The organism is Emcibacter sp. SYSU 3D8, from assembly GCF_039655875.1.
GTDB lineage: Bacteria > Pseudomonadota > Alphaproteobacteria > SMXS01 > SMXS01 > RI-34.
The window spans coordinates 48,768-66,415 of sequence record NZ_JBBYXK010000003.1; the positions used below are offsets into that span (position 1 = coordinate 48,768).

At 65.3% G+C, this 17,648-nt stretch carries 20 protein-coding genes and 1 tRNA gene; 8 read left to right on the forward strand and 13 right to left on the reverse strand.

Annotated features, from left to right (window positions below):
• Positions 1 to 138: 138 nt before the first annotated feature.
• From WJU21_RS11320 to WJU21_RS11345, 6 genes are read left to right on the forward strand one after another with little or no spacing between them, the layout of a single operon-like run.
• Positions 139 to 699, forward strand: coding sequence for a F0F1 ATP synthase subunit delta (locus WJU21_RS11320; RefSeq protein WP_346323544.1), 561 nt, complete (start codon positions 139 to 141; stop codon positions 697 to 699).
• A complete protein-coding gene (gene atpA, locus WJU21_RS11325) occupies positions 699 to 2,228 on the forward strand; it encodes a F0F1 ATP synthase subunit alpha (RefSeq protein ID WP_346323545.1) in 1,530 nt (509 codons plus the stop codon). The genes WJU21_RS11320 and atpA overlap by 1 nt, the downstream gene beginning before the upstream one ends.
• Positions 2,229 to 2,258: 30 nt before the next feature.
• The gene (locus WJU21_RS11330; protein ID WP_346323546.1) at positions 2,259 to 3,155 is read left to right on the forward strand and encodes a F0F1 ATP synthase subunit gamma; all 897 of its coding nucleotides are present in this window, start codon (positions 2,259 to 2,261) and stop codon (positions 3,153 to 3,155) included.
• Between the two features lie 23 nt (positions 3,156 to 3,178).
• Positions 3,179 to 4,621: a F0F1 ATP synthase subunit beta gene (gene atpD / locus WJU21_RS11335; protein ID WP_346323547.1), complete on the forward strand. Its 1,443-nt coding sequence runs from the start codon at positions 3,179 to 3,181 to the stop codon at positions 4,619 to 4,621.
• A 21-nt stretch (positions 4,622 to 4,642) separates the two neighbouring features.
• Positions 4,643 to 5,050: a F0F1 ATP synthase subunit epsilon gene (locus WJU21_RS11340; protein WP_346323548.1), complete on the forward strand. Its 408-nt coding sequence runs from the start codon at positions 4,643 to 4,645 to the stop codon at positions 5,048 to 5,050.
• A 36-nt stretch (positions 5,051 to 5,086) separates the two neighbouring features.
• The gene (locus WJU21_RS11345; protein WP_346323549.1) at positions 5,087 to 5,923 is read left to right on the forward strand and encodes a ferritin-like domain-containing protein; all 837 of its coding nucleotides are present in this window, start codon (positions 5,087 to 5,089) and stop codon (positions 5,921 to 5,923) included.
• On the opposite strand, the gene WJU21_RS11350 is transcribed toward WJU21_RS11345, so the two are convergent.
• The 12 genes from WJU21_RS11350 to rplU form a co-directional block, all read right to left on the reverse strand.
• Positions 5,920 to 6,405 carry an RNA pyrophosphohydrolase gene (locus WJU21_RS11350; protein WP_346323550.1) on the reverse strand — a complete coding sequence of 162 codons (486 nt, stop codon included), beginning with the start codon at positions 6,403 to 6,405 and terminating at the stop codon, positions 5,920 to 5,922. The genes WJU21_RS11345 and WJU21_RS11350 overlap by 4 nt on opposite strands.
• Positions 6,406 to 6,409: 4 nt before the next feature.
• Positions 6,410 to 7,831, reverse strand: coding sequence for a S41 family peptidase (locus WJU21_RS11355; protein WP_346323551.1), 1,422 nt, complete (start codon positions 7,829 to 7,831; stop codon positions 6,410 to 6,412).
• A 16-nt stretch (positions 7,832 to 7,847) separates the two neighbouring features.
• The gene (locus WJU21_RS11360) at positions 7,848 to 9,044 is read right to left on the reverse strand and encodes a peptidoglycan DD-metalloendopeptidase family protein (RefSeq protein WP_346323552.1); all 1,197 of its coding nucleotides are present in this window, start codon (positions 9,042 to 9,044) and stop codon (positions 7,848 to 7,850) included.
• Positions 9,031 to 10,605 carry a 2,3-bisphosphoglycerate-independent phosphoglycerate mutase gene (gene gpmI, locus WJU21_RS11365; protein ID WP_346323553.1) on the reverse strand — a complete coding sequence of 525 codons (1,575 nt, stop codon included), beginning with the start codon at positions 10,603 to 10,605 and terminating at the stop codon, positions 9,031 to 9,033. The genes WJU21_RS11360 and gpmI overlap by 14 nt, the downstream gene beginning before the upstream one ends.
• 37 nt (positions 10,606 to 10,642) lie before the next feature.
• On the reverse strand, positions 10,643 to 11,104 hold the full coding sequence (gene rlmH, locus WJU21_RS11370) for a 23S rRNA (pseudouridine(1915)-N(3))-methyltransferase RlmH (protein WP_346323554.1): 462 nt from the start codon (positions 11,102 to 11,104) through the stop codon (positions 10,643 to 10,645).
• Between the two features lie 7 nt (positions 11,105 to 11,111).
• A complete protein-coding gene (gene rsfS / locus WJU21_RS11375; RefSeq protein WP_346324056.1) occupies positions 11,112 to 11,483 on the reverse strand; it encodes a ribosome silencing factor in 372 nt (123 codons plus the stop codon).
• Positions 11,479 to 12,129, reverse strand: coding sequence for a nicotinate-nucleotide adenylyltransferase (locus WJU21_RS11380; protein WP_346323555.1), 651 nt, complete (start codon positions 12,127 to 12,129; stop codon positions 11,479 to 11,481). The genes rsfS and WJU21_RS11380 overlap by 5 nt, the downstream gene beginning before the upstream one ends.
• The gene (locus WJU21_RS11385) at positions 12,107 to 13,393 is read right to left on the reverse strand and encodes a glutamate-5-semialdehyde dehydrogenase (protein WP_346323556.1); all 1,287 of its coding nucleotides are present in this window, start codon (positions 13,391 to 13,393) and stop codon (positions 12,107 to 12,109) included. The genes WJU21_RS11380 and WJU21_RS11385 overlap by 23 nt, the downstream gene beginning before the upstream one ends.
• On the reverse strand, positions 13,390 to 14,520 hold the full coding sequence (proB, locus tag WJU21_RS11390) for a glutamate 5-kinase (protein WP_346323557.1): 1,131 nt from the start codon (positions 14,518 to 14,520) through the stop codon (positions 13,390 to 13,392). Before proB ends, WJU21_RS11385 begins: the two co-directional genes overlap by 4 nt.
• Before the next feature lie 10 nt (positions 14,521 to 14,530).
• The gene (gene obgE / locus WJU21_RS11395; protein WP_346323558.1) at positions 14,531 to 15,574 is read right to left on the reverse strand and encodes a GTPase ObgE; all 1,044 of its coding nucleotides are present in this window, start codon (positions 15,572 to 15,574) and stop codon (positions 14,531 to 14,533) included.
• 85 nt (positions 15,575 to 15,659) lie between these two features.
• Complete coding sequence (rpmA, locus tag WJU21_RS11400; RefSeq protein ID WP_346323559.1) at positions 15,660 to 15,917, reverse strand: 50S ribosomal protein L27; 258 nt, start codon at positions 15,915 to 15,917, stop codon at positions 15,660 to 15,662.
• Positions 15,918 to 15,936: 19 nt separating this feature from the next.
• The gene (gene rplU / locus WJU21_RS11405) at positions 15,937 to 16,251 is read right to left on the reverse strand and encodes a 50S ribosomal protein L21 (protein WP_346323560.1); all 315 of its coding nucleotides are present in this window, start codon (positions 16,249 to 16,251) and stop codon (positions 15,937 to 15,939) included.
• Between the two features lie 190 nt (positions 16,252 to 16,441).
• Here rplU and WJU21_RS11410 point away from each other — a divergent pair.
• Positions 16,442 to 16,531 (forward strand) — tRNA-Ser (locus tag WJU21_RS11410).
• 3 nt (positions 16,532 to 16,534) lie between these two features.
• Here the strand turns inward: WJU21_RS11410 and WJU21_RS11415 are convergent.
• Positions 16,535 to 16,672 carry a hypothetical protein gene (locus WJU21_RS11415; RefSeq protein WP_346323561.1) on the reverse strand — a complete coding sequence of 46 codons (138 nt, stop codon included), beginning with the start codon at positions 16,670 to 16,672 and terminating at the stop codon, positions 16,535 to 16,537.
• A gap of 161 nt (positions 16,673 to 16,833) precedes the next feature.
• On the opposite strand from WJU21_RS11415, the gene WJU21_RS11420 reads away from it, so the two are divergent.
• Positions 16,834 to 17,544: a DUF6134 family protein gene (locus WJU21_RS11420; protein WP_346323562.1), complete on the forward strand. Its 711-nt coding sequence runs from the start codon at positions 16,834 to 16,836 to the stop codon at positions 17,542 to 17,544.
• Positions 17,545 to 17,648: the final 104 nt, after the last annotated feature.

Here is a 17,648-nt window from a genome sequence, read left to right on the forward strand (position 1 = left end):
TGCATGGAGCATACCGCTGTGTTAACACTCCGGCCGTCTCGCGGGTGCGAATGCCTGTGAACAAGCCAGACCTTGAGGAATTCCGCCACTCTCGCGGATATTCCGACCCCGAAGAACGTCTCAAAGAAGAGTCGCCACTTGGCAGCCAATAGTTCCATGACATCGGGTGTGGCGGGGCGTTATGCCGCCGCGCTGTTCGACCTGGCAAAGGATGCCGGGACGCTGGATGCGGTCCAGCAGGATCTGACCGACCTGAAGCGCATGCTCGGCGAGAGTGCCGACCTGGCGGAGATGGTTCGCAGCCCGCTGCTTTCCCGCGACGAGCAGACCCGTTCCATCGCCGCCGTGCTTGAGAAAGCCGGCGCCAGTGACCTGACCAAGCGTTTCCTGGGCGTGGTGGCAAAGAACCGCCGCCTGTTCGCCGTGCGAGGCATGATCGATGCCTTCGCCGCGCTGCTTGCCGACTTCCGCGGCGAAGTGACCGCCCAGGTTGTCTCGGCGCATCCGCTGACCGCGGGCCAGACCGAAGAGCTGCGCGAGACCCTGTCCGCCCAGTTGAGCCGTAAGATCCAGCTCGAGACCAGCGTCGACGCCGGTCTGCTTGGTGGCCTCGTGGTCCGCGTCGGGTCGCGCATGATCGATAATTCGCTTCGTACGAAGCTCTCCAATATGCAGCTTGCCATGAAAGGGATTGGCTGATGGACATCCGTGCCGCAGAAATCTCCGATATCCTCAAGGAACAGATCAACAATTTCGGCGCCGGTGCCGAGGTTTCCGAGATCGGCCGCGTGCTGTCGGTTGGTGACGGCATCGCCCGCGTCTACGGTCTCGACAACGTGCAGGCCGGCGAGCTGGTGGAATTTCCCGGCGGCATCAAGGGCATGGCGCTGAACCTGGAAGTCGACAATGTCGGCGTCGTGATTTTCGGCACCGACCAGGACATCAAGGAAGGCGATACCGTCAAGCGGACCGGCGACATCGTCGACGTCCCCGTCGGCAAGGCCCTGCTGGGCCGCGTGGTCGACGCGCTTGGCAATCCGATCGACGGCAAGGGCCCGATCGAGACCACCGAGCGCCGCCTTGCCGACGTTAAGGCGCCGGGCATCATCCCGCGCAAGTCGGTGAACGAGCCCATGCAGACCGGCCTGAAGGCCATCGACAGCCTGGTGCCGATCGGGCGTGGCCAGCGCGAGCTGATCATCGGCGATCGTCAGACCGGCAAGACCGCCGTCGCCATCGACACCATTCTGAACCAGAAGGCGATCAACGACAGCGGCGACGAGTCCAAGAAGCTCTACTGCGTCTATGTCGCCATCGGCCAGAAGCGGTCGACGGTGGCCCAGATCGTGAAGACGCTGCAGGATGCAGGCGCGCTGGAATACACAATCGTTGTCGCCGCCACGGCGTCCGAGCCGGCCCCGCTGCAGTTCCTGGCGCCCTATGCCGGCTGCGCCATGGGCGAGTATTTCCGCGACAACGGCATGCACGCCCTGATGATCTATGACGATCTGTCCAAGCAGGCCGTGTCCTACCGCCAGATGTCGCTGCTGTTGCGCCGCCCGCCGGGCCGCGAAGCCTATCCGGGCGACGTGTTCTATCTTCACTCCCGCCTGCTCGAGCGCGCCGCCAAGATGAACGATGCCAATGGCAACGGCTCATTGACCGCGCTGCCGATCATCGAGACCCAGGCCGGCGACGTGTCCGCCTACATTCCGACCAACGTGATCTCGATCACCGATGGCCAGATCTTCCTGGAAACCGAACTGTTCTATCGCGGCATCCGCCCGGCCATCAATGTGGGTCTGTCGGTGTCCCGCGTGGGTTCGGCGGCGCAGATCAAGGCCATGAAGCAGGTTGCCGGTTCCATCAAGCTGGAACTCGCCCAGTACCGCGAAATGGCCGCCTTCGCCCAGTTCGGCTCGGATCTCGACGCCTCTACCCAGCGCCTGCTGAACCGCGGCGCCCGTCTGACCGAACTGCTGAAGCAGGGCCAGTTCCAGCCGATGCCGGTCGAGGAGCAGGTGGCGGTCATCTTCGCCGGTGTGAACGGTTATCTGGACGGCATCGCCGTTTCCGATATCGGCCGGTTCGAGAAGGGCTTCCTTGGCGAACTGCGCGGCGAGCACGCCGACATTCTGGCGCTGATTCGCGAAAAGCGTGAGATCACGGACGACGTCCGGAGCAAGCTGCGCGGGTTGCTCGACAGCTACGCCAAGACGTTCGTTTAGGCCTGGCACGCAAACAGCGGGACTGAATGAATGGCTAGCCTCAAGGACCTGAGGAACAGGATCAACAGCGTCAAGTCGACGCAGAAGATCACACGCGCCATGCAGATGGTGGCGGCATCCAAGCTGCGCCGCGCCCAGGAAGCGGTGGAAGCGGGACGCCCCTATGCCCAGCGCATGGAAAAGGTGCTTGCCTCGCTGGCCGGTTCGCTGATGAACCAGCCGGGTGCGCCGCAGCTTCTCGTCGGCAACGGCCGCGACGAAGTGCACCTGATCGTGGTCGCCACCGCCGAGCGCGGCCTGTGCGGCGCCTTCAACTCGTCCATCGTTCGGGCGGCGATCGTGAAGATCGAGGCACTGAAGCGGCAGGGCAAGACGGTGAAGATCCTCCCCGTCGGCCGCAAGGGTGCGGTCCAGCTGCGCCGCAACTACGGCAAGTTGTTCGTCGAAGGCTTTGAATTCCCGGGGCTGCGCCAGATCGGTTTCGCCCAGGCGCTGCCGGTTGCCGAGCGCATCCTGGCCATGTTCGATGCCGGTGAATTCGACGTTTGCTCGCTGTTCTACAACCGCTTCCAGTCGGTGATCGAGCAGATCGTTACCGAGGTTCAGCTCATTCCCGCGCAAATTCCGGTTCTCGCCGATGGCGCGGCGTCGCTGAACGAGGGACTTGGCCTTGCCGTCTACGAGTTCGAGCCGGACGAAGAGACCATTCTGCGCGAATTGCTGCCGCGCAATCTCGCCGTCCAGGTGCTCCGTGCCTTGCTTGAGAATGCCGCGTCCGAACAGGGCGCGCGCATGTCGGCCATGGACAACGCCACACGCAACGCCGGGGACCTGATCAACGGATTGACGTTGACCTACAACCGGACCAGGCAGGCCGTCATTACGACGGAACTGATCGAAATCATCTCGGGCGCCGAAGCGCTTTAGACCCCGTCTATGGGAGCTAGACCATGACTATCAATACCACCGGCAAGATTACCCAGGTTATCGGCGCCGTCGTCGACGTTCAGTTCGAGGGCGAACTGCCCGCCATCCTGAGCGCGCTGGAGACGGACAACCATGGCAATCGCGTGGTTCTCGAGGTCGCCCAGCATCTGGGTGAATCGACGGTCCGCACCATCGCCATGGACACCACGGACGGTCTGGTCCGCGGCCAGGCCGTTGCCAGCACCGGCGCGCCGATCTCGGTGCCCGTCGGTCCGCAGACCCTGGGGCGCATCATGAACGTCATCGGCGAGCCGGTGGACGAGCGCGGCCCGATCAACGCGGTCACGCGGTCGCCGATCCACGCCCAGGCGCCGGCCTTCGTCAACCAGTCGACCGAAACCGAAATCCTCGTGACCGGCATCAAGGTCGTCGATCTTCTGGCACCCTACGCCAAGGGCGGCAAGATCGGCCTGTTCGGCGGCGCCGGCGTGGGCAAGACCGTGCTCATCCAGGAGCTGATCAACAACATCGCCAAGGCGCATGGCGGCACGTCGGTGTTCGCCGGCGTCGGCGAGCGCACCCGCGAAGGCAACGATCTCTATCACGAATTCCTCGAAGCCGGCGTCATCGCCAAGGATGCCGACGGCAATGCGACGCCGGAAGGCTCCAAGGTGGCCCTGGTGTTCGGCCAGATGAACGAGCCGCCGGGCGCCCGTGCCCGTGTTGCCCTGTCGGGCCTGACCATCGCCGAATATTTCCGCGATGTCGAAGGCCAGGACGTGCTGTTCTTCGTCGACAACATCTTCCGCTTTACCCAGGCGGGTTCGGAAGTGTCGGCCCTGCTGGGCCGCATCCCGTCGGCCGTGGGTTATCAGCCGACCCTGGCGACGGACATGGGCTCCATGCAGGAGCGCATCACCACCACCGACAAGGGCTCGATCACCTCGGTGCAGGCCATTTACGTTCCCGCCGACGATCTGACCGATCCGGCGCCGGCCGCTTCGTTCGCCCATCTTGACGCGACCACCGTGCTGTCGCGCTCGATCGCCGAGCTGGGCATCTACCCGGCCGTGGATCCGCTCGATTCCACCTCGCGCATTCTCGATCCGCGCGTCGTCGGCGACGAGCATTACCAGGTCGCCCGCCGCGTCCAGGAAACCCTGCAGCGCTACAAGAACCTGCAGGACATCATCGCCATCCTGGGCATGGACGAGCTGTCGGAAGACGACAAGCTGACCGTTACCCGCGCCCGCAAGATCCAGCGTTTCCTTAGCCAGCCGTTCCACGTGGCCGAGATCTTCACCGGTTCGCCGGGCAAGCTGGTGTCCATCGAAGACACCATCAAGGGTTTCAAGGCGCTGGTTTCCGGCGAGTACGATCATCTTCCCGAGGCCGCCTTCTACATGGTCGGCGCCATCGAGGAAGCGGTTGCCAAGGCCGAACGCATGGCGGCGGAAGCGGCCTGATAACAGGCGCCGGAGAGCACCATGGCAGACAGAATTGCATTCGAACTGGTCTCACCCGACCGCCTGCTGATGTCGGCGGACGTCGAGGCAGTGATGGTGCCCGGCGGTGAAGGCGACTTCACGGTGATGCCCGGCCACATGCCGGTGATCTCCACCGTGCGTCCGGCCGTCGTCGATGTCTATGAAACCTGGGGCGCCGCGCCCACTACCCGTATCTTCGTGCGCGGCGGCTTCGTCGACGTCACGGCGGAGCGGGTGACCCTGCTGGCCGAGCATGCGACCAACCTCGCCGAGGTGGATCGCGCCGATCTGGCCCAGCAGGTGCGCGACGCTGCCGAGGATATCACCCTGGCCAAGACCGATCTGGAGCGCGCCAACGCCCAGCAGGTGCATGACAGCTTGAACGAATTGCTCAGCGCCGTAGAATAGCCTGCAATTCCGCCAGCATCAGCGAAACGGGGTGGCATGAGCCGGTATTGGACGCTCGACGATATCGACTGGCGTGCGTTTCGCCCGGATCTGGTGGACCGGCAGCTGGTCGCGACCATCAAGGCCGCCTCGCTGGTCGAGGCCAACGCGCCCGATTACGTCACCTATCTCTGTAACGTGTTCCACGGCGACACTGCGCTGTGCGATGCGGTGCGCCTGTGGGGCGATGAGGAAGTCCAGCACGGCAGGGCGCTTGCCCGTTGGGCATCGCTCGCCGATCCGGACTATGACCTCGACGCGGCGCTGGCGACCTTCCGCGCCGGCTACCAGCAGGTGCCGCTCGACAGCGCCCAGTCGACCCGCGGCTCCAGGCCCGGTGAGCTGTTCGCGCGCTGTATCGTCGAAAGCGGGACCACATCGTTCTATTCCGCCATGCACGACACGGCCAGCGAGCCGGTGCTGAAGCAGATCGCCCGCAACATCGCCGCCGACGAGGTGCGCCACTACAAGCTGTTCCGCAGCTATCTCGATGCCTATGACGCACGCGGTGACAGCATTACCCGCATGGCGCGGCTGAAGATTCTGGGCGAGCGCATCGCCGAGGTCGGCGACGACGAATTCGGCTATGCCTATTATGCGGCCAATATCGCCCCGGTGAGCCGCGAGCCCTATGACCGGGACCGTTGCGCCGCTGCCTATGAAACCGGCGCATATGGCCTCTACAGCCGCGCGCATGTGGAGAAGGGCGTCCGGATGATGCTGCGCGCCGTCGGCTTCAACACCGCCAGCCCGGTGGTGAAGGTCAGCCTTCCTGTCGCCTGGCACCTGATGCGCCGCAAGCAGAAGAAGCTGGGCCGGCTGGCGCCCGCTTAAGCCCCGGTTCCTATCCCCTTCACAACCTCTCCGAAGGTTGCCAGCAGTTCCTGATAGAGGTCGCGCTTGAACGGTACGATCAGGTCGGGAACCTGCTCGAACGGCACCCATTTCCAGTCGCGGAACTCGGGATGCTTGGTGTGGATGTCGATGTCCTTGTCCTTGCCAAGGAACCGCATCACGAACCATTTCTGCTTCTGGCCCCGGTACTTGCCGCCCCACATCCTGCCGACCAGTTCGGGCGGCAGGTCGTATTCGTGCCAGCCCTCGCTTTCGGCGACGATCTCGGCCTTGCCGGTGCCGATCTCCTCTTCCAGCTCGCGCAGCGCGGCCACGCGCGGGTCCTCGTCCTTGTCGATGCCGCCTTGCGGCATCTGCCAGGCATCCGCCGGGTTGTCGAGGCGCGCGGCCACGAACACCAGGCCGTCCCGGTTGACCAGGATCACGCCCACATTGGGACGATAGGCTGTGGGCGCGGCCATGGGATTACTCGGCAGCGGCTGCAGGCTTCTTCTGGGTCAGCGCCAGGCCCTTGATCAGGTCCAGCGCATAGGCCAGCTGATAGTCGTCCTCGGCCTCGTCGGCGTCGCTTTTCTTGCCGTCCTTGTCCTTGATGTCCATGGGCGGCAGCGGTGCCTCCTCTTCCTCCTCGACCACTGGCGCCACAGGCTTGGGCGGGGCCTTCTTCTCGTCCTTCTTGGCCCCGTCCTTCTTGTCGTCCTTTTTGCCGTTCGGGTTTTCCAGGTGACCGCGCAGCGAGGCCTCGGTGCGGGTCGGGCCGCTCCGCGCCGACGTGGCGACCTTCTCGATCCTGGCCTGCTCGATCAGGATGTCAGGTTCGATGCCCTCGGCCTGGATCGACCGGCCCGACGGGGTGAAATAGCGCGCCGTGGTCAGCCGCATGGCGCCGTTCCCCTGGCCCAGCGGGATGATGGTCTGGACCGAGCCTTTGCCGAACGACTTGGTGCCGACGATGATGGCGCGGTGATAGTCCTGCAGCGCGCCGGCGACAATCTCCGACGCGGACGCCGAGCCGCCATTGATCAGAACGATCATCGGCAGGCCATTCAGGCTGTCGCCGCGATGGGCGTGATAGCGCTGCACGTCCTGCGCATCGCGGCCGCGGGTCTGCACCACCTCGCCGTGGTCGAGGAAGGCATCGCCGACGGCGACGGCCTGGTCGAGCAAGCCGCCGGGATTGTTGCGCAGGTCGAGCACCAGGCCGTTGAGCTTGGGACCCAGTTCCTTCTTGATCTCGCCCAGCGCCTTCTTCAGGCCGGGTTCGGTCTGCTCGTTGAAACTCGAAATACGGATATAGCCGCTGTCACCCTCGACCCGTGACTTCACCGACTTGATCTTGATGATGTCGCGGATGATCTCCAGGTCGAACTGTGCCTGCTCGCCGCGCCGGGCAATGGACACGACGATCTTCGCGCCGGGCGCGCCGCGCATCTTGTCGACGGCCTCGGACAGGGTCAGGCCCATGACCTGCTCGCCATCGAGTGCGGTGATATAGTCGCCGGCCTGGACTCCGGCCTTGTCGGCGGGCGTGCCGTCGATCGGCGAGATCACCTTGACCAGGCCGTTCTCCATGGTGACCTCGATGCCGAGGCCGCCGAATTCGCCCTTGGTCTGGACCTGCATGTCCTCGAAGCTCTCGGCATTCATGTAGCTGGAATGCGGATCGAGCGAGGTGAGCATGCCGTTGATGGCCGACTCGATCATGTTCTTGTCGTCGACCTCTTCTACGTAATTGGCGCGGATACGGGTGAAGACATCGCTGAACAGGTTGAGCTGACGGTAAGTTTCCGACCGGTCCGCGGCGTGCGTGGACGACAGCCCGGCGGTCGCGATCACGACGCCGGCAATGGCCGTCAGGCCGATCCGGGTAAGCAGCTTGGAGTTCATCCACACACCTTTCTAGTCACCGGCCCGCCAGCCATGGCAGCGGATTGATCGAGCGGCCGTTGCGCCGCAATTCAATATATAGTCGTGGTTTGGAGTCACGCGCAGATCCCGCGCGTTCGGATCCCATCTGCCCAACGGGCTCTCCGGCGAGCACCCACTGCGACACGGTGGCGTCGATGTGGCCCATACCCGCGAGAAGCGTATGATATCCTTCGCCGTGATCGATGATCAATAGCTGCCCATAGTCGCGGAATGGCCCTGCGAAAACCACCTTGCCGTCATGGGGCGCGATCACCTGCGCGGTGGCGCGCGATTCCACATAGATGCCGTTCGATTCCCGGCTGGTAAGATCGTCCTTTTCCTGGAAGCGGCGAATAATCCTGCCCTGCACCGGCAGCGGCAGCTTGCCCTCGGCGCCAGAGAAGGACGGGCCTTCCGGCGGCTTCCGTTTGAGCGCCTTCTGCCGCTCGCGCTCCTTGCGGGCTTCGTCTTCCAGCTTCTTCAACAGGGCTTCGATGGACTTGGCGTCCTTGGCCAGCTTGCGCGCCCGGTCGGCTTCCTTGCGGGCCTGGCTTTCGGTGGCGCTTCGATTGGCCTTTTTCTCTGCAAGCAGGCGGTCCACGTCCATCTGGCGCGCGGATAACTCCTCCAGTTCGGTTTTCAGCGCGGCCTGCTGGACCTCGATGTCGCCGCGCAATGCCTGCAGCTCGCCCATCCGGAGGCGCAGGTCGGCGGCCTGATCGAGCAACGCGTCCCGCACCCGGTCGAGCACGATGGCGGTGCGGGCGGTGTCTTCCACGCTGGCCGGGCGCAGCACCAGCGCTGCTGTGGGCTGGCGCGACAGGCGCTGCATGGCGGCCAGCGACGATGCCAGGTCGGTCGATTTCCGGCGCAGGGTTTGCGCCGCGTCTTCTTCCTGCACCTTCAGGCTGGCGAGCTCGTCCTCGAGGCCCTGGATGCGGGCTTCATGCGCCCGGGTCCGGGCGGCGGCCTCGACCAGGGCGACCGACAACTTGCGCTCCTCCCGCCGGAGCGAGTCGGCCTGCTTTTCGAGCTGCTTTTTCTTGGTCGCGGCCTCGTCCAGTTCCTGGCGGATGGACTTGAGCTGGTCCTGCGCACCGTCCTTGTCCCTGGCCGCATAGGTCGCCGTCGACGCGGCGAGCGTCATGGCGGCCGCGAGGCCGGCGGCGCGGGCAATGTCAGGCGCGCGCACGGGCCTCCCGCGGCATGTCGATGAGCGGGCGACCGGTCATTTCGGCGGGCTGCTCCAGGCCCATCAACGCCAGCATGGTGGGCGCCACATCGGCGAGGACGCCGTCATGCAGGGCCACATGGCCGGCATTGGACAGCACCACGGGGACCTGGAAGGTGGTGTGCTGGGTAAAGGCTTCGCCTGATTCCGGATCGGACATCATTTCCAGATTGCCGTGGTCGGCGGTGATCAGCAGCACGCCGCCGCTGGCGCGGACCGCTGCGTCGAGTCTGCCGACCGCGGTATCGACGGCTTCCATGGCCTTGATGGCGGCAGACAGGATGCCGGTGTGACCGACCATGTCGGGATTGGCGAAGTTGACCACGATCAGGTCATAGCGGCCGCCGGCGATGGCCTCGACGAGGCGATCGGTCACCTCTTCAGCGGACATTTCTGGCTTGAGGTCGTAGGTGGCGACCTTGGGCGAGGGCACCAGGATGCGGTCTTCATTTTCGAACACCGCCTCTTCGCCGCCGTTGAAGAAGAACGTGACGTGGGCGTATTTCTCGGTTTCGGCGATGCGCAGCTGGTGCAGCCCGGCCTTCGACACGACCTCGCCCAGCGTGTTCGATACCTTCTGTGCCGGGAACAGGGCCGGCACGAACGGGCTGAGTGCCGAGGAATATTCCACCATGCCAAGAATCGACGCGAACCCAACCAGCGGGTGCCGGTCGAAGCCATCGAAGGCGGGGTCGACAAGGGCGGTGAGGATTTCGCGTGCCCGGTCGGCGCGGAAATTCGCCATGATCAGCCCGTCGCCTTCCTTCATGCCCTGATAATCGCCGATCGCGGCAGGCAGCATGAATTCGTCGGTCACGCCGGCCTCGTAGCTGGCGGCAATGGCCGCGTCCACCGTGGCCGCGCGTTCGCCCTCGCCGCGCACCAGTGCCGCATAGGCCTTCTCGACCCGGTCCCAGCGCTTGTCGCGGTCCATGGCGTAGAATCGGCCGCTCACGGTGCCAAAGCGCACATTGTCCAGCGGTGCAATGGCGGCCTCGACTTCGGCGGCGAACTCCCGGCCGCTCGAGGGCGGGGTATCGCGGCCGTCCATGAAGCCGTGCAACATCACCGGCACGCCCGCGGCGCTGATGATTCTGGCCAGCGCAATCAGATGGTCCTGATGGGAATGTACGCCGCCCGGCGACAGCAGGCCCATGACATGGAACGTGCCGCCCGACTGCTTCACCCGTGCGATGCCGCCGCACAGCAGCGCATTGCATGCCAGCGAGCCGTTGGTGATGGCCACATCGATCCTGGGCAGATCCTGCACCAGCACGCGGCCGCCACCCAGATTCATGTGGCCCACTTCCGAATTGCCCATCTGACCCTCCGGCAGGCCGACCGCCTCGCCGGACGTGTCGAGCAGGGCGTGGGGCTCGGTCTCGAGCAGCCGGGTCAGGTTGGGCGTGCGCGCCAGCAGGAAGGCGTTGTTTTCGCGCTCGGTCCGATGCCCCCAGCCGTCCAGGATGCACAGAACGGCGGGACGCGGCTGCCGGATCGCAGAAGGGGTCGTTTTGGTCATCATTCTTTCAAGGATCGTTCGTTACCGAAGATAGGCGTCAGCCGGCCCGGTGGTAGGGGTGGTTCGCCGATATGCTCCACGCCCGGTACAATTGCTCGGCCAACATAGCGCGTACCAGCATATGCGGCCATGTCAAATTGCCCAATGAAAACAGGAAATCCGCCCGTTCGCGCACCGCGTCACCATGTCCGGTGGCGCCGCCGATAAGGAAGCAGACGCGGGATTTTCCGGCATCTCGCCAGGCGATCAACCGCTGCGACAGCCGCTCGCTGGTGATGACCTGTCCGCGCTGGTCGAGGGCGACGACAAGCGCGCCATCGGGCACCTTGCCCAGCAGAAGCTCGGCCTCGCGTTGGCGCAGGGTTGCGGCGTCCAGCGGCCGCTTCTCCTCGACCTCGATCAGGTCGAGTTTCCAGGGCAGCCGCTTGCGGTAATCCTCGAAAAGATCGCGCTCCGCGCCGTGTTTGGCGCGGCCGACCGCAAGCATTGCCAGGTTCATGGAAGGCTTAGGACGCGGTTTCGAGCTCGTCGATCAGCGCGGGCGACCACATCTTTTCCAGATTGTAGAACGAGCGCACTTCCGGGCGGAACAGATGGACGATCACGTCGCCGGCGTCGATCAGCACCCAGTCGGCGGCCGGCAGGCCTTCGATCTGGAAATGCCGATGGCCGCTGGAGCGTAAATTCTCGCCCAGATGCTCGGCGACAGCCGTGACATGACGGGCCGAACGCCCCGAGGCGATCAGCATGTAGTCGGCCAGACTGGTCTTGCCTCGGAGGTCGATGGTGACGATTTCGGATGCCTGATCGTCATCAAGTGACTTCTGTATCAGCGACAATAGCGGGTCGCTGGAAGCCGGTCGCTGCTGTGTACTAATCTACACTGCTCCTGTTGTGGGCACGCCGGGCCGCGCGGATGGCGGTCGCCGAGGTGGGTTCATGCCCTAAATGGATGAAGGTCCATGCCGGGGGAGCCATCCCCGCCAAGTCGCGCGCACGCTCCACCGGGATGCGCCGCGTGCCGAATCTTTTCGCCGCCGTGCTGGACATTGCCGTCAAAGAATAGTTTGGCCGGCCGAAAATCGCAACTGGGGCGAGCTGGAAGATATCGGGCCAGCGCTTCCAGCGGCTAACCTGCTGTAAATTATCGGCTCCCATCAACCAGACGAAGCGAGTCAGCGGGAAGCGCCGGCGCAAGGCGGCGAGGGTATCGACGGTGAAACGGGTGCCGAGCGCCGATTCGATGTCGGTGGGCCTGATGCGCCGCCCGGCCGCGACACGCCGCGCCTCGGCAAGACGGTCGGCTTGCGGCGCCATGTCGTCGGTGGATTTCAGCGGGTTCTGCGGCGACACCAGCCACCACACTTCGTCGAGCCCCAGCCGGACGAGCGCTGTCTGGCTGACAAGCAGATGCGCCCGGTGGGCCGGGTTGAACGAGCCGCCCAGCAAGCCGACACGCCGCTCGCGCCAGATTGGCGACAGCGGGTTGATCGGGCGCGGTTCAGGGACGTGTCTGGCCGTCACCCCGAACCACATATTTGAAGGTGGTGAGCTGTTCCACGCCGACCGGACCGCGCGCGTGCATCTTGCCCGTGGAAATCCCCATCTCGGCGCCCATGCCGAACTCACCGCCATCCGCGAACTGGGTCGAGGCGTTGTGCAGCAGAATGGCGGAGCCGACCTCGTTCAGGAAACGGGCGGCTGCGGCGTTGTCCTCGGTAATGATCGCCTCGGTGTGGCTCGAGCCGTAGCGGGCGATGTGGTCCATGGCCTCGTCGATGCCGCCGACAGTGCGCACGGCGATGATGGCATCAAGGAACTCCACGCCCCAATCGGCCTCGGTGGCGGCCACCAGGCGCGGATCGGCATTGCGCGCTTCGGCGTCGCCCCGGACCTCGCAGCCCGCGGCGATCAACCCGTCGACGATGGGCTTGAGGTGGGTGCCGAGCACCGCCCGGTCGATCAGCAGGCACTCGGTGGCGCCGCAGATGCCGGTACGGCGCATCTTGGCGTTGAGCACGATCCTGCGGGCCATGTCCAGGTCGGCGGCCGAATGGACATAGGTGTGGCAGATGCCGTCGAGATGGGCGAAAACCGGCACCCTGGCCTCGTTCTGCACCCGCTCGACCAGCGAGCGGCCACCGCGGGGCACGATGACGTCGATGACGCCTGCCATGCCCAGCATGATGCCCACGGCCGCGCGGTCCTGGGTGGGCACCAGCTGGATAGACGCGGCGGGCAGGCCGGCCTTGGCCAGGCCTTCGGCGAGGCATGCCATGATGGCCCGGTTGGAGTTCACCGCTTCGCTGCCGCCGCGCAGGATGGCCGCGTTGCCTGCCTTCAGCGCCAGCGCGCCAGCATCGGCGGTCACGTTGGGACGGGATTCATAGATGATGCCGATGACGCCAAGCGGCTGGCGCACGCGGGCGATATGCAGGCCGTTGGGCCGGTCCCACTCGGCGATGGTCTCGCCGACCGGATCGGCGAGTGCCGCCACCTCGTCCAGGCCCTTGGCCATGCCCTCGATGCGGTCCTCGTTCAGAGTGAGGCGGTCGAGCAGCGCCTTGCCCAGGCCCCGCTCCTTCGCCGAGGCCAGATCCCGGACGTTGGCCGCCAGCAGCTCGCCCGCGCGGGCGCGCACCGCCTCGGCGGCAAAGCGCAGCGCCGCGTTCTTCTGTTCGGCCGGAACGGTGGCGAGCCGGCGGGCGGCATCCTTGGCCGCCGTGCCCAGCGTCTGCATGACGCTATCGATCTCGCTGTCGCGCGTGCGCATTTCGGCGACGGTCATGGTCTTGTCTCCTGCAGCAGCACCAGATGGTCCCGGTGGATCAGCGGCCCGCGTCCCTTGTAGCCCAGTACGTCCTCGATGGCGTCGCTCCGGCGGCCCATGATACGGCGGGCCTCGTCGCTTGAATAGGCGACAAGCCCGCGCGCCAGATCGCGGCCTTCGGCGTCCTGCACGGTCACCGTGTCGCCGCGTTCGAACGTGCCCCTGATGTCGGAGACACCCGCCGCCAGCAGGCTCTTGCCCTGGCGCAGCGCCTCCTGGGCCCCCGAATCAACCGTCAGCACGGAGGTGGGCCGCAGGGTGCCTGCGATCCACTGCTTGCGCACGGTCAGCGGCGCCTCGTGGGCCTCGAACCAGGTGCCGATGCCGGTGTCGCGGTAGCGGCCGATGGGATGGTCGGGCCCGCCATTGACGATCAGCACGTGGCACCCCGAGGGCACCGCGATCCTGGCGGCGGCCATCTTGGTCACCATGCCGCCCCTGCCAACGCCGTCGGCCTTGGTGTCGCCCGCCATTTCCTCGATCTCGGGTGTGATGCGGGGAATGTGGCGGAACAGGGTGGCGGCGGGATCGAGGCCGGGATCGGCGGAATACAGCCCGTCCACATCCGACAGGATGACCAGGCAATCGGCCGAGATCATCTGCGCCACGCGCGCGGCCAGGCGGTCATTGTCGCCGTAGCGCAATTCGTGGGTGGCGACGGTGTCGTTTTCGTTGATGACGGGCAGGGCGCCCAGATGCACCAGCGCCTCGATGGTGTCGCGGGCGTTCAGATAGCGGCGGCGGACCTCGGTATCGTCCAGGGTCAGCAGGATCTGCGCCACGGTAATGTCGTGGCGCAGCATGGTTTCCTGATAGGCGTGCGCCAGCTTGATCTGGCCAACGGCGGCGGCGGCCTGGCTGTCGGCGAGCCGGGCCCGGTTGAATTCGGGGCCCAGATGGGGCGAGCCCAGCGCCACCGCGCCGGAAGAGACGATGACCACCTGGGTCCCGCGCGCCCGAAGCGCCACGATGTCCTCCGCCAGCGATGCAAGCCAGCCGCGGCGCAGGCCGGTTCGCCGGTCGACGAGTGTTGCCGAGCCGATCTTGATGACGATGCGCCGTGCGCGGCTGAAATCGTATTGCATGGCCGCGATCCTAGATGGGCCGCCAAGGTTCTTCGTGGGCGTTGGCCGCCGCGGCTTCGCTCTTGCGGCGGTTCTCGATCACTTTCCACAGCGCACGGAGTACGGTCTGCACGCCTTCGCCGCTGGCCGTCGAGAGGGGATAGACAGTCTTGCGGCTGACTTTCTTCAGCGCCGCCAGCTTCTCCTCGACCTGCTCGGGCGTGAGCGCGTCGATCTTGTTGAGACCGACGATTTCCTTCTTGTCGCCCAGCACCTCGTCGTAGCGCTTCAGCTCGCGCCGGATGGTTCTGTAGGCGCCGGCCACATCATCCTGCGTGCCGTCGACCAGATGCAGCAGCACGCCGCAACGCTCCACATGGCCAAGGAACCGGGTGCCCAGGCCATGCCCTTCCGAAGCGCCCGCGATCAGGCCGGGAATGTCGGCCATGACGAATTCCTTGGCATCGATGCCGACCACGCCCAGGTTGGGCGTCAGCGTGGTGAATGGATAATCTGCGATCTTGGGGCGGGCGCTCGAGACGGCGGCGAGGAACGACGATTTGCCCGCGTTGGGCAGGCCGACGAGGCCGGCATCGGCGATCAGCTTGAGGCGCAGCCACACCCACATCTCCGTGCCGTCCTGGCCGGGATTGGCGTGCCGGGGGGCGCGGTTGGTCGAGCTTTTGAAATAGGCGTTGCCGAAGCCGCCATTGCCGCCGGTAAGCAGCTTGATGCGCTGGCCCACCACGGTCATGTCGGCCAGCAACGTTTCCTTGTCGTCCTCGAACACCTGGGTGCCGACCGGCACGTACAGCACCGCGTCGTTGCCGTTGCGGCCGGTACGGTCCTGTCCGGCGCCGGGTGCGCCGGCCTGGGCCTTGAAATGCTGTTTGTAGCGATAGTCGATAAGGGTGTTGAGGCCGTCGACCGCCTCGACCCAGACGCCGCCGCCGCGGCCGCCGTCGCCGCCATTGGGGCCGCCGAACTCGATGTACTTCTCGCGCCGGAAGGCGACGGCGCCGTTACCGCCGTTGCCGCTGCGCAGGTAGATCTTGCATTCGTCGAGGAATTTCATGCGTCGCTAGATGGGCCTGGGGCCAATACGAAAAAAGGGGAATGGTTATCCATCCCCCTTCGGTCGGACAACCATGTGTCGATAGTCAGTTCGCCGGCTCGACCCTCACATACTGACGGTCGTCGCGGGCGACGTAAAACTTCACCTTGCCCGGCGTCAGCGCGAACAGGGTGTGGTCCTTGCCCATGCCCACGTTCTCGCCCGGGTGCCACTTGGTGCCGCGCTGGCGGATGATGATGTTGCCGGCAACGACGGCCTCGTCGCCGAACTTCTTGACGCCGAGACGGCGACCGGCGGTATCGCGACCGTTGCGCGAGCTGCCGCCTGCTTTCTTATGTGCCATGGGTGCTGCTCCTTGGGGCTTAGCTGGCCGAAATGCCGGTGATGCGCAGCACGGTCTGGTGCTGGCGATGGCCGTTCTTGCGGCGATAATTCTGGCGGCGCTTCTTCTTGAAGATGATGATCTTCTTGGCGCGGGACTGCTCCAGCACCTCGGCGGTGACCGACGCGCCCTCGACCATCGGGGCGCCGAGCGTGACGTTGTCACCCTCGCCGACGGCCAGCACATCGCCAAAGTTCAGGGTGGCGCCCGCGTCGCCTTCCAGCTTCTCGACCTTGATCACGTCGCCGGCTGCGACCCGGTACTGCTTGCCGCCCGTCTTGATTACTGCGAACATTTCTCGTCTCTTTCCGCGGGGCGGGCCCCGTGCATGGATTCCGTGTCCGGTGGGGCGGACCCCCTCGGAAGAGCGCGCACTATAGCGATTCGGCTTTTCAAGTCAATACGAGCGGCAGGCCAACGCGGGCATTTACTTTCCTTCTGCGTGTCGCTAGTTTCCCGCCGCATCGAGACCAGCCTACCCCAGCGGAGAGGTGCCGGAGTGGTCGATCGGGGCGGTCTCGAAAACCGTTGTGCGTGCAAGCGTACCGTGGGTTCGAATCCCACCCTCTCCGCCATTTTCATTCCCAGAATTCCCGGTCAACGATGCGCCTGAAGGGCGAGCGGGTTACCCGCGCAACGCTGGCGAGTGCCTGGATGCCAAGCGCATCGGGAATGAGGCGCAGGATGCCGGTCCGGAACCTGCGGCTCGCCGGCACCCATCCACGCCGGTAAAACCACCTTGGCATTCCGGACGTGCGGGGCGAGCATGGGGCAGCGGGGGCTTCCACCGAATGGCGGGACCGGTAGCGCCATTGGCTGCTTCTACCGGACCTTACGCCCAAGCGCGCTGCAGGACATGCTCGAACAGGGACAGCCGATGCGCCGATGGTCTTTCATGCTGGTTGCGGCTCTTGCCGTGATGATCGGCGGCGGTCCCGCGCTGGCGCAGGAGCGGGTCTATACCTACCGCGTCGTCCATCCGCTCTATGGCGCGATCGGCACCTATGCCAAGAGCGCTGCGCTGGCGGGTGAAACGCTGCGCCTCGAGAGCCGCTTGCGCGTCGCCGTGCGGATTCTCGGCATCGTCGTTCATCGGGAGGAGGGTGACTACACGGTCACCTTTCGCGGTGGCCGGCTGCTGGCATTCCAGGCGACAACCGTGGTCAACGGCAAGCGTGCCGATGTCAGCGGCGAAGTGCAGGGCGATCATTTCGTCGTGACCTCGCCCGCAGGTGCCGTAAACGCGCCCCTTGGTGTCGCTCCATCCGATCCCTGGATACTGAACAAGCGCGGCACGGTGTCGGTCGTGTCGATGAAGAATGGGCAGATCATCCCCACGCAGGTCACCGGCGGCGAGGCGGCGACGGTGTCGGTTCAGGGCGTCGCGGTGACAACCCGCCATTTTACGGCCCAGGGCGAACAATTGCAGGAGACATGGCTGAACGACCGCGGCGTGCCCATCATCTTCCGCAGCGCCGAGAACGGCACGCCGATCGATTTCATCCTTACGTCGCCGCTGGACGATGCGGGCCGCACCGAACCGGGCCTTGTGCCATCCCTCAGATTGACGCCGGAGCGCGAGAGATAGGCGATCCGGCCGTGCAGGGGCCGGACCAGACCGGTCGTTGCACCGTGGTTGTTCCCTTTAGGCCATCTCCGGAATTTCGCTTAAGCTCGGCGGCGTCATCATCG